Raw genomic sequence first — 13,296 nt, forward strand, 5'->3', positions numbered from 1 at the left:
AATAATTATATAAACTAACATGCGGAAGTGGCTCAGTGGTAGAGCATCGCCTTGCCAAGGCGAGGGTCGCGAGTTCGAATCTCGTCTTCCGCTCCATTATTAAACAGTCTTAATTGACTGTTTTTTTTATTTTATAAAATAATAATTATTTTTTCTATTTACTTATGAGTATATATTGATCTTAATGCATTAAGCATATCTGAAAATAATAATTAAGTATGTTAAAATATAATTAGCTTAAAAGCAAGACTATTTTTAAATATTAATATATGAAAAGAATTTCAATAAGGGTAAGTATAAAAATAAATATTAGATTTATTGAAATAGAATAAAAATACAAAATCTAAAATCTAATATTAAATGATAGCTAGTAGATGAAAAAATGAGATAGTATAAATTTTCTCAGAGACAATAAAAAATACTTGAATTAATAACAAGCATAATTAGGTTAATAACTGCAATTATTAGCTTAGCTTATATTATCATTCAAGTATTAAATAAAGTCTAATAGATAGGGCTTAAAAAGCCTTATCTATATTTCATAAGTATTATATCAAAAAAGGAGGTTAATTACAATAAATAACGATAAAAAGAGTGTTAATATTAGTATTAGAGTATCGGAAGAAGAAAAAGAAAAGATAAAAGAATTAGCTAAAGAAGAATATCGAACAGTATCAAACTATATTTTAAATTTAGTTAAAGAAGACATTGAAAGAAAACAAAATAACAATATAGATAATGTATAGAGCAATTTACATATTATATTACAAGGCTATTATTTAATAGCCTTGATTTTATTTTAAAGGAAATTTAATAATGTTAAAACAATAGAAAATAAAAGTTTAAAATAGTTAATAAATATATAGAACTTGAACCAACAACATTGTAACAAATGACTATACTGATGAAGTTAACTTTTTAGGAGAAAGATTTCCCTATGAAGATTTAGAAGACTTTATTAAATACTAGCAAGAACAAGTACCATTTACCAAAGAGTTTGGTTTTAAAATGGTTTTAAATTTTTTGAAAAAATAACTTTAAAAAAGAATCCTCGTTAGAATTAACAAAAAGTAAGTTTGATTTAGACAGTGAAGATTTAGACGGTATGAGTTATGAAGATTGTAAAAATAAACTTGATAGCAATTGAAGTGCTTATATAACTTTAAAAGATGTAGATTTAAACTATATACAAGATCTATCTAAGATTGGGACTTTTATTGTGTATGTATTTTAGATGACAAGGGGGAAATGCGTAGACGGTTTATGTTGTTGCTATATAAGAGGTAATGAAGAATTAGCAGAAATTATTGCAGCTAATTTTGGAATAAAAAAAGAAGATATAAAGCTAATTGATAACTAGTATAGTTAATATTTTAATTACCCTAAATTTAATAAAAGGGTAAAAGAATATGAGTTTATATAAATTAAATAAAAAGCTGTAAAAAGACAAATATTGATAAAGTAGCACAAGGAGGTATAATATAAGATAATTAAATTAGAAAAGAGGTATATTATGAAAATATTAAAACATCAAAATATACTAGGTACTTTAGAATATAGCAAGGAAGATAATTTGTATTTTGGTAAAATATTGAATACTAAAGGTTATTTCTTATATCACGGAGAAACAGAAGAAGAAGCAATTAAAGATTTTAAATATAGGATTATTGATTATTTAGATTATTGCAAAGAGAACAAAATAAAAGAGGTATAAATTATATCAGTATAAAATAAAAATCACTATTAAGAGAGTATAGTATACTCTCTTTTTTGATAAAGGAGTATAAATATTTATAATTAATATAGGTGATGTTAATTTGAAAGATAAATTTAAAATTTAAGTCAAGAAGAAAATATATTTTTAGCTAAAAGAAATATAATCGATTATATATGGAAAAGTGCAAATTTAGAAGGTATAAATATAAGTTTTTCAGAAACATATATAATATACGAAAAATTAAAAGTTAAAAAAGTTGATATATCAGAAGTAAACACCATTTTAAATTTAAAGCACGCTTGGCAAGAAGTTTTAAGCTCTGTAAATGATATTTTAGATATAGACTATATATGCAACATCCATAAAGAGGTGTCAAAAGATGAGGCTTTAACATGGGGAAAGTTAAGAACAGGAAAAGTGGAAATTGCAGGAACAGACTATATCCCACCTATATCAAATAAAAAAGAAGTTATTGAAAAGCTTAAAGAATTTGAAAAAATCAAACCAAATACATTAAGATGCATAAAGTTAATGTTGTATTTAATGAAATCTCAATTGTTTTGGGATGGCAACAAAAGAACAGCTATGTTAATAGCTAATAAAGAATTGATAAAACAAGGAAATGGTATAATAAGCATACCAATTTAAGAAATAGAAGACTTTAATCAACTTTTAAGCAGATATTATAACTTCAGCAAAGAGGATGAGTTAATAGATTTTATATACGAAAAGGCTCTTAATGGGATAGAATTCTAATAATTATAAGTATAATAAGTTTAAAAGTTTAAGATAAAATTATTGGATGGTGATTTAGATAAAAAGATATTGACATAGAGAAAGATTACTTATATTATAGTTAAAGTGGTAAAAATATATATAAACTATGCAAAACTTACTTTATATATGTACCGTTAGCTCAGCTGGATAGAGCGTCTGACTACGGATCAGAAGGCCGAGGGTTCGAATCCTTTACGGTACACCATACATTTTATGAAACTTCACTAAATTCTGTAGTAATTCAAAATAGCTTGAATTACAGTGTTTAGTGAAGTTTTTTCATTGCTCAAAAGTGATAATGTTTCACAGAAGCCCACAGAAATTCATAGAATTTTATAAAGTTTCAAAATTTTTGCACCACTTTTTTGACGATTTTTTACACCACTTTTTAAATATTGAATACTTTTAGCTAATAGATTTGTATGTGATTGATTAATTAATTTATAATAGGATTGGAAATAAAGAATACATAGTTTTTACATAGGAGAGTAATTATGAAATTTGAAGATTTAGAAAGTTTAGTCCTTAAATGGGCAGAAGATAAAGACCTTATGCACAAAGAATATATTGAAGAGCAGTTTATGAAATTTATGGAAGAGGTTTTTGAGTTTAAAACAGAGTTGGATACTTGGAGTAGACTTAATAGTGGTGATAAAGGAAAAATAGATGAATCTCTAAGTCATAATTTAAAACTTGAGATGGGAGATGTTCTTGTAACATTAATTATTTTGGCTAAGCAGTTAGAAATTAATCCATCTGAATGTTTAGACTTGGCATATACTAAAATAGCAAAGAGAAAGGGCAAGACTATAAACGGAATTTTTGTTAAAGAAGAAGATTTATAATAGAAATTTTTTATTAAAAATGGGTTCGAGTCCTGCTACCCCTGCCAAATTTCATATTGCTAAAATTAACAAGTGATTTTATAAAATTGACTATGGATTTTATTTTAATTTGTGTTATAATGTAAAGGTAAGTTTGAAGCGGGCGGAAGTGGCTCAGTGGTAGAGCATCGCCTTGCCAAGGCGAGGGTCGCGAGTTCGAATCTCGTCTTCCGCTCCATATTTAATCTTGAAACAAATCGTTTCAAGATTTTTTTATTTTAATTTAATTGTATTATTTTAAAGTTATAGCAAATTGAATTGGCACCTATTTTGTGATAATATTTAGTTAAATTTATAATTACAGGAGGCAATATGAGTAAAGATAATTTAGAATATAAAACAAAATCAATATGGTCTCAAATTGATAAAGATGATTTAATTGAGATCCATGATTATTCACAAAGATATAAAAACTTTTTAGACCATGCAAAAACTGAAAGAGAAGCTTGTCGTTTTATAATTAAACAAGCAGAATCTAAAGGATTTGTAGATATTAATGAGGCAATAAAAGGCGAAATAAAAGCTGGAGATAAGATATATATCAACAATAGAGATAAGTCTTGTGCTCTATTTGTTATTGGCAATGATATAAAAGAAGGAATGAATATTGTTGGTTCCCATATAGATTGCCCAAGATTAGACTTAAAACAAAATCCTCTATATGAAGATACTGATCTTGCTATGTTTAAAACTCACTATTATGGTGGAATTAAAAAATATCAATGGACAACAATACCTCTTGCTATTCATGGTTTAGTTATTAATAAAAAAGGTGAAAAAATAAATATAAGTATAGGAGAATCTAGTGATGAACCTGTATTTTATATTACTGATTTGCTTCCACATCTAGGAGCAAGACAAAATGAAAAGAAATTAAAAGAAGCTATAACTGGAGAAGAATTAAATGTTATAGTTGGTCATAGTAGTTTTGGCAAAGATGATGAAGAAAATCCTATTAAAAAATTAGTATTAGAATATTTATATGAAAAATATTCAATGGTTGAAGAAGACTTTTTAGTTTCAGAAATAGAAGTTGTTCCTGCTAGCAAGGCAAGGGATGTTGGATTTGATAGAGCACTTATAGCTGCTCATGGACATGATGATAGAGTTTGTTCATATGCAAATCTCGAAGCTATTTTAGAAATAGAAAATCCTAATATAACAGCTGTTTCATTATTTGTAGACAAGGAAGAAATAGGATCTGTTGGTAATACATCAATGTCTTCTAAATTCTTTGAAAATGGAGTTGCTGAAATCATAGCTACTAGTGGAGAATATTCTGACCTATATGTAAGAAGGGCTATGGAAAAATCAAAAGTTGTTTCTGCTGATGTTACTGCAGCAATCGACCCTGACTATAAGGATGTTATGGATAGCCACAATGCCGCTAAAATGGGTTATGGTATTGCTATGAGCAAATACACTGGATCAAGAGGAAAAAGCGGTTCTAACGATGCTAATGCTGAATTTATTGCTGAATTAAGAGACTTATTTAATAAAAATGATATTATTTGGCAAACAGGTGAACTTGGAAAAGTTGATGAAGGAGGCGGAGGCACAATAGCTTATATTTTAGCTCAAAGAGGTGCTGATGTAGTTGATTTAGGAACAGCAATGTTATCTATGCATGCTCCTATTGAATTAGTTTCAAAAGCTGATGCTTATATGACTTCAAAAGCTTATAGGGTATTTTTAAATCAATAATTTGCATTAAAAAAAGAAGGTTTTAAACCTTCTTTTTTTATTTATTATTTTCTGATTCTTCTTCTTGTTCATAGCCTGAAAAGTCAATTGCTAGAACTTCATTTATAGCTTTTCTTGCATCTTTTAAGTCTTCTTCTTTAACCATAAGGTCAGTTCCACTTAATTGATCTCCAAGAATTTGAGCAAGACTTTCATCTATACTTCCATGTTTTTCTTTATATTCAATATTTAATTCATCAAGAATTTTTCCAATTGCTGTAACATTGAATTGGTCATACACAGTAACAAGTTTTACAAATCCGTTGTCTTTTGTATCTGTCATATAATCACTCCTTGTGAGATTTATATTTAAATTTTCTTATAAAAAAATGATGAAATTGGGTTGGATTTCATCATTTATTATATTTAAATATTATAATTTAGAATAGAATTCTACGACTAATTGGTCTTCGATTTCTATTGGAATATCTTCTCTATTTGGAATAGATATTAAAGTTGCTTTGAAATCTTCTTCTTTTTTAATGTATGGATAAGCTGTTACATAATTTGTTTGGTAATTTTCTTTAAATAGTTCAGATTTTCTACCTCTAGCAGATAGGGCAATTTCATCGCCAACTTCACATCTGTAAGAAGGAATATCAACCTTTTTACCATTTACTGTAACATGTCCATGAGATACTATTTGTCTTGCTTGTCTGATAGATGTAGCAAATCCCATTCTATAAACAAGATTGTCTAATCTTCTTTCAAGTAATTGAATAAAAGCGGTACCTGTTAGTTCATTAGATTTTTTAGCTTCTTCGAATAAAGCAAAGAATTGTTTTTCTAGTAAACCATAATACGCTCTTAGTCTTTGTTTTTCTAAAAGTTGTATACCATATTCAGTTAATTTCTTATCACTTCTAGCAGTACCCCTTGTAGCTCTTTTCATAGCTTTTGGGTGACCACATACGTTTAAACCTAATCTTCTTGATTGTTTGAATTTAGGTCCCATCATTTTTGCCATTAATTTTTCACTCCTAATAAAATTCTCTGCCGCGATAATTTTAAGAGCCGAAGATATTATACTAAATAAGAATAGACTTGTAAAGATAATCGTTGAGAATTTATAAGTATTTTACCATATTTAGATTTGGTAAAATAGAATTATTAAATTACTAATGTTATAATATTTTTTATGGAGGCTAATATGAATATACTTTTAAAAAATATTTCTTATCTTGATGTTACAAATGAAAAAATTGTAAGAAATGTAAATATACATATTCAAGATAATATAATAAAAGAGATTTATAGTGAAGATAAAAAATTATTTAATTTTGATTATATAATAGATTGTTCTAATAAACTTGCAAGTCCTGCTTTTACAAACGGGCATACTCATCTTGGCATGACTCAAATGAGAAATTATGCTGATGATTTAGAACTTATGACTTGGCTCAATGAAAAAATATTTCCAGTTGAAGCAAGATTAACTTCTGAAGATATATATTATGCAAGTCTACTTTCTATAATTGAAAATATAAAAAGTGGAGTAGGAAATGTTTGCGATATGTATGATAGTATAGACAGGGTATCAGATGCTATTATTGAATCTGGAATTAGAGGGTCTATTTCGATGGGTCTAACTAGTGTATCAGGAGATGTAAATAAAAAACTTGATAAACTTTATAGCATTTATAAGGAATATAATAATCAAGGATCTGGAAGGTTAAAAATACTTCCTGGACCGCATGCTATTTATACTTGTTCTAAAGAATTTTTAAAAATGGTCTTAGATTTGTCAGAAAAAATGGATAATAGGTTAAATATCCACGTATCTGAAACTGAAACGGAAGTAAATAATTGTATAAAAGAAAATGGTGTAAGACCGATTGAATATTTAAATCAAATAGGATTTATGGATAAAAAAATTATTGCAGCACATTGTGTTCATCTTAATAAAGAAGAAATTGAATTTATTAGTGATAAAGAATTTTATCCAATCTATAATCCAACATCAAATTTAAAACTAGCATCTGGTTTTACAGATATTGATTATATGCTAAAAAATAAGATAAAAGTTGGTATTGGAACTGATGGATCTTCTTCAAATAATAATCAAGATATGATAGAAGAGATGCATATAGGATCAATTGTTAATAAGGCAGTTAATTCAGACCCAAAATCGGTAAAAGCTATTGATGTTTTGAGGATGGCAACTATTAATGCTGCTGAAATTTTTGATGTAGATAATGGAGAGATTAAAGAAGGCAAGCTTGCTGATATTTGCATGTTTGATTTAGATTCAATTAGCTTTACACCTCAAAATAATTTGATATCAGCCTTAGTTTATAGCGCTAATAGATCAGATGTTACTGATTTAATTGTTGATGGTAAATTTATTATGAGAAATAGAGAAGTTTTAAGTCTTGATGAAGAAAAGATAAAATATAAAGTAAGAGAATTAAGTGAAAAATTATTAAATTGCTAGGAGAAAATTAATATTATGGATAAAAAAGTCGTTTATAGTGGAATTCAACCATCAGGTTCTTTAACAATAGGTAATTATTTAGGAGCCTTGAAAAATTTTATAGGATTACAAGATGAGTATAATTGCTTATATTGTATTGTCGATATGCATGCAATAACAGTTCCTCAAGAACCTAAGCTATTAAGAAAAAACACTCTTGATGTGTTAGCTCTATATTTAGCTGCTGGTTTGGATCCAGAAAAATCAATTATTTATATACAATCCCATGTTCCAGCTCATGTGGAACTAATGTGGATGCTAAATTCTATATCTTCTATGGGACAATTACAAAGAATGACCCAATTTAAAGATAAGTCTAAGAAAAGTAAGGAAGTTTTAGCTGGAATATTTAATTATCCAGTGTTGATGGCTGCAGATATTTTACTTTACCAAACGTCTTATGTTCCAGTAGGAGAAGACCAAAAGCAACATGTCGAACTTACAAGAGATCTTGCTCAAAAATTCAATGCTAGATATTCTGATACCTTTGTTTTACCAGATATCTTAACTCCAAAGAGTGGGGCAAGGATAATGTCTTTACAAGATCCAAGCATAAAGATGAGTAAGTCAGATCCAGATGCAAACTCCTTTATTTTAATTCTTGATGATGAAGAAGCTACAAGAAGAAAGATAAAAAGAGCTGTTACGGATTCGCTTAATAGTATTGACTACAATGATGAACAAGTTGGACTTAAAAATTTAATTAATATTTATAGTTCTTTTTCAGGAAAATCAGTAGAAGAAATAGTTGCTATGTATGATGGCAAAGGCTATGGTGAATTTAAGGAAGACTTAGCAGATGTAGTTTGTGATGGATTAAGACCTCTTCGCGAGAGATTTAAAGAAATCAGAGCTGATAAGGAATATTTAGAAAAAGTTTATAAAGAGGGAGCAGAAAAAGCTTCTTATCTTGCTAATAAGACTTTGAGAAAAGTTTACAAAAAAATGGGTTTTATAGCTAAATAAATTTTCTTTATTGCATTAATTCAACATATATTATATAATTTATGCAAATTTTAAAAAACTATAAAAAAGAGGAGTAATATTTGGATGATTTCAGAGAGATGCCGTTTGGTGAGAGGCATTATTTGAAGAATATGAAGGTTGCTTTTTTGTTTGTAATTACACGGTAGAAGCGTTATATTCTCTAAGCCGCATTTTGCGGGAATTAAGGTGGTACCACGTCCTTCGTCCTTATATGACGAAGGATTTTTTTATTTAGGAGGGAAAAATGGAACAGTTATCTAAAACTTATAATCCAAAAGATTTTGAGAAAAGACTTTACAAATTTTGGGTAGACAACAATTATTTTAGACCAGAAATTGATGAAAACAAAAAACCTTATACTATAGTTATGCCTCCACCAAATGTTACTGGTAGCTTGCATATGGGTCATGCTCTAAATAGTACAATCCAAGATATTTTAATAAGATTTAAAAGAATGCAAGGTTATGCTGCTTTATGGTTACCAGGAACAGACCATGCTTCTATATCAACCGAAGCTAAAGTTGTAGAAAAGTTAAAATCTGAAGGAAAAAGCAAACAAGATCTTGGCAGGGAAGCATTTTTAGAAGAAGCTTGGGACTGGACAAGAATTTATGGTGGAACTATTAAAAACCAACTAAGACAACTTGGTGTTTCTTGTGATTGGTCAAGAGAAAGATTTACTCTAGATGAACAGTTATCCAAAGCCGTTGAAGAAGTATTTATTAGACTTTATGAAAAAGGTTTAATTTATAGAGGAGATAGGATTATAAATTGGTGTCCTAACTGCGGTACTGCTATTTCTGATGCTGAAGTTGAACACGAAGAAAGTGATGGATTTATTTGGTCTTTTAAATATCCACTAGCTGATGAAGATGGATATATAGAAATCGCAACAACAAGACCTGAAACAATTCCTGGAGACCTTGCCATAGCAGTTAATCCTGAAGATGATAGATATAAAGATTTAGTTGGGAAATATGCAATACTTCCAATTATGGATAGAAAAATTCCTATTGTTGCTGATGATTATGTTGATATGGAATTTGGTAGTGGAGCAGTAAAAATCACTCCATCACACGATCCTAACGACTTTGAAGTTGGAGAAAGACATGATTTAGGACAATTAAAAGTATTTGATGATGATGCAAGACTAAATGAAAATGCGGGGAAATATGCTGGATTAGATAGGTATGAAGCTAGAAAAAAAATCATTGAAGATTTTAAAGAATTAGGACTACTTTCAAAAATTGAAAAACATCACAATGCTGTAGGCCATTGCGAAAGATGTGACACAGTAATAGAACCAATTATTTCAAAACAATGGTTTGTAAAAATGGAACCTCTTGCAGGTCCAGCTATTGAAGCTTTAAAAAGTGGAGAATTAGAATTAATTCCAGAAAGATTTGGCAAAATCTATCTAAATTGGCTTGAAAATATCAGAGACTGGTGTATTTCAAGACAATTATGGTGGGGCCACAGACTTCCTGTATATTATTGTAACGAAACTGGCGAAGTTGTAGTTTCTAGAGAAGATCCTACTGGCAAAGAAGGCTATGAAAATAAAACATTCAGACAAGATGAAGATACCTTAGATACATGGTTCTCATCAGCACTATGGCCTTTCTCAACCCTAGGCTGGCCAGAAGAAACTGAGGATTATAAATATTTCTTCCCAACAGATGTATTAGTTACTGGATATGACATAATCTTTTTCTGGGTAATCAGAATGGTATTTTCATCACTTGAAAACACTAAAAAACTTCCATTCTCACACGTATTCTTTACAGGTCTTGTAAGGGATTCACAAGGTAGAAAAATGTCTAAGTCTTTAGGAAATGGTGTAGATCCACTTGAAGTTATTGATAAATACGGTGCAGATGCTCTTAGATTTACTTTAATAACTGGTAACACACCTGGAAATGACATGAGATATTATGATGAAAAAGTTGAAGCAAACAGAAACTTTGCAAATAAATTATGGAATGCAACAAGATTTGTTTTAATGAACATTGATGAAAATGATGCTAAAGAATTAGACTTATCAAAATTAAAATCTGAAGATAAATGGATTTTAACTAAACTACAATCCACTATAAAGGAAGTTACTAAAAAATTAAACCAATTCGAAATCGGGACTGCTGGAGATGACATATACGAATTTATTTGGAGTGACTACTGCGACTGGTATATAGAAATGGTTAAATCTAGACTTTATAGCGATAATGAAGAAGAAAAAATAGTTGCTAAATCTGTTTTAATATTTGTTTTAAAAGATATAGTAAAACTTCTTCATCCATTTATGCCATTTATAACTGAAGAAATTTACTCACATTTACCAGGAGTAGATAGTGCTTTAATTGTAGACAAGTGGCCAGAAGCTGACGAAAAATTAGTATTTAATGAAGATAAAGATAGCATAGAATATATCAAAAATGCTATTAGAGAAATTAGAAATGCTAGATCTCAATTAAACATTGCAAATAATAAAAAATCTACAACACTAATTTATACAAAGTCTGATGAAATAAGAAATATTATAAAAGAAAATGAAGATAAGTTTTTAAAACTTGCATCTTCTAATGAAGTTAAGTTAATTGATAGCAAAGATGATATTTCAGAAGATAATATAGCAATCGTTCTTGATAAATCAGAAATCTTTTTACCAATGAGTGAACTTGTAAATTATGAAAAAGAATATGAAAGAATCTCAAAGGAAAAAGAAGAAGTTGAATTTGAATTAAAAAGAGCAAAGGGCAAATTAGCAAACGAAAGCTTTGTTAAAAAAGCTCCTGAAAAATTAGTAAATGCTGAAAAAGAAAAAATAGAAAAATATGAAAAAATGTTAGTAAGCATCGAAGAAAGACTTAGTGCAGTTAAAGAGAGATTGTAATGAAAAAAGAAGATATTTTAAATAATATTAATTCTAGAGAGGTTAAGAGGAGATCTTATGACCTCTCTAGGATGTTAAAATTATTAGAAGAGTTGGGAAATCCTCAATGTGGGATGAAATTTGTCCATGTTGCAGGCACAAATGGCAAGGGATCTACGTCAAAACTTGTCTATAATATGCTTAGGCAAACTAATCTTAATGTAGGGCTAACTATTTCGCCTCATATTTTAGAAATTAATGAAAGAATAGTAGTTAATGATAGTGAAATAAATGACCAGGATTTTGTAACTCTCTCTGAAAAAGTTTTAAAAGCTGAAAATATTATTGAAGCTGAATATGAAAAGCTTACCTATTTTGAATTTATTACAGCGGTTGCATTTTTATATTTTAAAGAAAAGAAATGCGATATTTGTGTTCTTGAGGTTGGTATGGGAGGCTTGTCAGATTCAACTAATGTTATAAGGGATATTGATAAAGTTTTATGTTTAATAACTCCAATTTCTTTTGATCATATGGCTTTTCTAGGTAATACTATTGAAGAAATTGCTAGTCAAAAAGCGGGAATAATAACAAAAAATACTTCTGTAATAACTTATAATGAAGATGATAAAGTATTAAAAATTATAGAAGATGAGGCAAGAAAAAAAGAATCTAACTTTTATTCATATAAAGAAATAAAAGTTGATAATTTAAGAATAGATGAATTTTCAAGTTCCTTTGATTTAAGTTTTAAAAATCATAAAATTGAAGATATAAAACTTAATCTACTAGGTTATTACCAAGTTCACAACGCAATGCTTGCAATAGCGGGGGTTTTAGAATTAGTAGATAAGAATATAATTGATATTTCTTATGATGAAATAAAAAAAGCAGTTGCAAATACTAGATGGCAGGGCAGAATGGAGCTAATAAATAAAAATCCTAGAATCGTGCTAGATGGTGCTCACAATAGCGATGGAATTGATAATTTAGTTAGAAATTTCTCTCTATTTAAATATAATAAGCTTTATATAATTTCATCAATCCTAAGCGACAAAGATCATAAAAAGATGCTCGAGTCCTTATCTAAATATTCAAAAGATTTATTTTTGCTTGATTTAGATAATATTAGGAAAACAGAAATTGATATTTTAAAAAGAGAAGCTGAAGAATATTTTGAAAATGTAGAAATTACAAGAGATATAAAATCAGCTATTGAAGATGTAAAAAAACTAGCTACAAATGATGATCTGATAGTAATTACAGGATCTTTGTACCTAGTTAGTGAAATAAAACAATTATTTGCTTAAAACTGAAATAATATTCTTATATAATATCTGTGGATTATTTTTAAATTTTTCACAGATATTTTTTGCATACTCTTCATCAGGAGCCTCAATTCTTAAAAAGAAGATATCATTTTCTTGCTCCTTTATGCTTAAATTACAATAATATTTTCCATTTTCCATATTATAGTCGGCAGATATTATGTTGTTATAAATTTCTTGTTTTTTAAAAGTATCTATATAATCATTTAAGTTTTCTTTTAAATCTTCGCCAATGTTATCAGAAAAATATTCTAAGGCTTCTAGTCCATCACTTGTTATCATAATTTTATTTTCTGAACTATAATTTACAAGATTTGAATCAATCAATTCATTTAAATATTCCTTAAAATAAAAATAATTATAAATATCAAATTTTAAAATAAAGGCTATTAACTTTTCTTCATCGCAAAGGCCTTTTAAATTTTTTATTATATATAAAATAATGATTTTATTTTGAGCAAGCTCTCTAACATTTGATTTATCCATATATTTCTCCTTTTTCTAATTATATCATAATT

At 28.2% G+C, this 13,296-nt stretch carries 13 protein-coding genes, 3 tRNA genes and 1 other annotated feature; of the genes, 13 read left to right on the plus strand and 3 right to left on the minus strand.

Annotation, left to right across the window (positions count from 1 at the left end):
* The first annotated feature begins 21 nt into the window (after positions 1-21).
* The 9 genes from HGPB_RS03595 (at position 22) to HGPB_RS03625 (ending at position 5,082) form a co-directional block, all read left to right on the plus strand.
* Positions 22-96 (plus strand) — tRNA-Gly (locus tag HGPB_RS03595).
* A gap of 479 nt (positions 97-575) precedes the next feature.
* The gene (locus HGPB_RS09105) at positions 576-746 is read left to right on the plus strand and encodes a plasmid mobilization protein (protein WP_392392331.1); all 171 of its coding nucleotides are present in this window, start codon (positions 576-578) and stop codon (positions 744-746) included.
* Between the two features lie 488 nt (positions 747-1,234).
* On the plus strand, positions 1,235-1,360 hold the full coding sequence (locus tag HGPB_RS09030; protein WP_019132327.1) for a hypothetical protein: 126 nt from the start codon (positions 1,235-1,237) through the stop codon (positions 1,358-1,360).
* 153 nt (positions 1,361-1,513) lie between these two features.
* Positions 1,514-1,714: a hypothetical protein gene (locus HGPB_RS03600; RefSeq protein ID WP_019132328.1), complete on the plus strand. Its 201-nt coding sequence runs from the start codon at positions 1,514-1,516 to the stop codon at positions 1,712-1,714.
* Positions 1,715-2,056: 342 nt separating this feature from the next.
* Entirely contained in the window at positions 2,057-2,365 is a 309-nt protein-coding gene (locus HGPB_RS08840; RefSeq protein ID WP_262361906.1) for a Fic family protein, read from the plus strand.
* Positions 2,366-2,622: 257 nt separating this feature from the next.
* Positions 2,623-2,699, plus strand: a tRNA-Arg gene (locus tag HGPB_RS03610).
* Between the two features lie 289 nt (positions 2,700-2,988).
* Positions 2,989-3,339, plus strand: a complete 351-nt coding sequence (locus tag HGPB_RS03615) for a nucleoside triphosphate pyrophosphohydrolase family protein (protein ID WP_019132330.1) — start codon at positions 2,989-2,991, stop codon at positions 3,337-3,339.
* A gap of 142 nt (positions 3,340-3,481) precedes the next feature.
* Positions 3,482-3,556: transfer RNA gene (locus HGPB_RS03620), tRNA-Gly, on the plus strand.
* A gap of 134 nt (positions 3,557-3,690) precedes the next feature.
* Entirely contained in the window at positions 3,691-5,082 is a 1,392-nt protein-coding gene (locus HGPB_RS03625) for an aminopeptidase (protein WP_019132331.1), read from the plus strand.
* A gap of 37 nt (positions 5,083-5,119) precedes the next feature.
* On the opposite strand, the gene HGPB_RS03630 is transcribed toward HGPB_RS03625, so the two are convergent.
* Positions 5,120-5,404: a putative signal transducing protein gene (locus HGPB_RS03630; protein WP_019132332.1), complete on the minus strand. Its 285-nt coding sequence runs from the start codon at positions 5,402-5,404 to the stop codon at positions 5,120-5,122.
* A 90-nt stretch (positions 5,405-5,494) separates the two neighbouring features.
* A complete protein-coding gene (gene rpsD / locus HGPB_RS03635) occupies positions 5,495-6,088 on the minus strand; it encodes a 30S ribosomal protein S4 (RefSeq protein ID WP_019132333.1) in 594 nt (197 codons plus the stop codon).
* A gap of 183 nt (positions 6,089-6,271) precedes the next feature.
* Here rpsD and HGPB_RS03640 point away from each other — a divergent pair, with 183 nt between their 5' ends.
* From HGPB_RS03640 to HGPB_RS03655, 4 genes are all read left to right on the plus strand, one after another.
* Entirely contained in the window at positions 6,272-7,555 is a 1,284-nt protein-coding gene (locus HGPB_RS03640) for an amidohydrolase (protein ID WP_019132334.1), read from the plus strand.
* A gap of 15 nt (positions 7,556-7,570) precedes the next feature.
* The gene (gene trpS, locus HGPB_RS03645) at positions 7,571-8,560 is read left to right on the plus strand and encodes a tryptophan--tRNA ligase (protein ID WP_019132335.1); all 990 of its coding nucleotides are present in this window, start codon (positions 7,571-7,573) and stop codon (positions 8,558-8,560) included.
* A gap of 51 nt (positions 8,561-8,611) precedes the next feature.
* Positions 8,612-8,793: a binding site (T-box leader), on the plus strand.
* 32 nt (positions 8,794-8,825) lie between these two features.
* The gene (locus tag HGPB_RS03650) at positions 8,826-11,471 is read left to right on the plus strand and encodes a valine--tRNA ligase (RefSeq protein ID WP_019132336.1); all 2,646 of its coding nucleotides are present in this window, start codon (positions 8,826-8,828) and stop codon (positions 11,469-11,471) included.
* The gene (locus HGPB_RS03655) at positions 11,471-12,760 is read left to right on the plus strand and encodes a bifunctional folylpolyglutamate synthase/dihydrofolate synthase (RefSeq protein WP_019132337.1); all 1,290 of its coding nucleotides are present in this window, start codon (positions 11,471-11,473) and stop codon (positions 12,758-12,760) included. The genes HGPB_RS03650 and HGPB_RS03655 overlap by 1 nt, the downstream gene beginning before the upstream one ends.
* Here the strand turns inward: HGPB_RS03655 and HGPB_RS03660 are convergent.
* Positions 12,749-13,264: a DUF4364 family protein gene (locus HGPB_RS03660; RefSeq protein WP_019132338.1), complete on the minus strand. Its 516-nt coding sequence runs from the start codon at positions 13,262-13,264 to the stop codon at positions 12,749-12,751. The genes HGPB_RS03655 and HGPB_RS03660 overlap by 12 nt on opposite strands.
* Between the last annotated feature and the right edge of the window lie 32 nt (positions 13,265-13,296).

Origin of the sequence: Peptoniphilus obesi ph1, from assembly GCF_000311865.1 — a bacterium.
Lineage (GTDB): Bacteria > Bacillota > Clostridia > Tissierellales > Peptoniphilaceae > Peptoniphilus_E > Peptoniphilus_E obesi.

Bases quoted from the DNA above. Each gene is read 5' to 3' on its own strand.
- HGPB_RS09030 (WP_019132327.1), top strand. From the start codon at position 1,235: ATGACAAGGGGGAAATGCGTAGACGGTTTATGTTGTTGCTATATAAGA.
- HGPB_RS03600 (WP_019132328.1), top strand. From the start codon at position 1,514: ATGAAAATATTAAAACATCAAAATATACTAGGTACTTTAGAATATAGC.
- HGPB_RS03615 (WP_019132330.1), top strand. From the start codon at position 2,989: ATGAAATTTGAAGATTTAGAAAGTTTAGTCCTTAAATGGGCAGAAGAT.
- HGPB_RS03625 (WP_019132331.1), top strand. From the start codon at position 3,691: ATGAGTAAAGATAATTTAGAATATAAAACAAAATCAATATGGTCTCAA.
- HGPB_RS03630 (WP_019132332.1), bottom strand. From the start codon at position 5,404: ATGACAGATACAAAAGACAACGGATTTGTAAAACTTGTTACTGTGTAT.
- rpsD (WP_019132333.1), bottom strand. From the start codon at position 6,088: ATGGCAAAAATGATGGGACCTAAATTCAAACAATCAAGAAGATTAGGT.
- HGPB_RS03640 (WP_019132334.1), top strand. From the start codon at position 6,272: ATGAATATACTTTTAAAAAATATTTCTTATCTTGATGTTACAAATGAA.
- trpS (WP_019132335.1), top strand. From the start codon at position 7,571: ATGGATAAAAAAGTCGTTTATAGTGGAATTCAACCATCAGGTTCTTTA.
- HGPB_RS03650 (WP_019132336.1), top strand. From the start codon at position 8,826: ATGGAACAGTTATCTAAAACTTATAATCCAAAAGATTTTGAGAAAAGA.
- HGPB_RS03655 (WP_019132337.1), top strand. From the start codon at position 11,471: ATGAAAAAAGAAGATATTTTAAATAATATTAATTCTAGAGAGGTTAAG.
- HGPB_RS03660 (WP_019132338.1), bottom strand. From the start codon at position 13,264: ATGGATAAATCAAATGTTAGAGAGCTTGCTCAAAATAAAATCATTATT.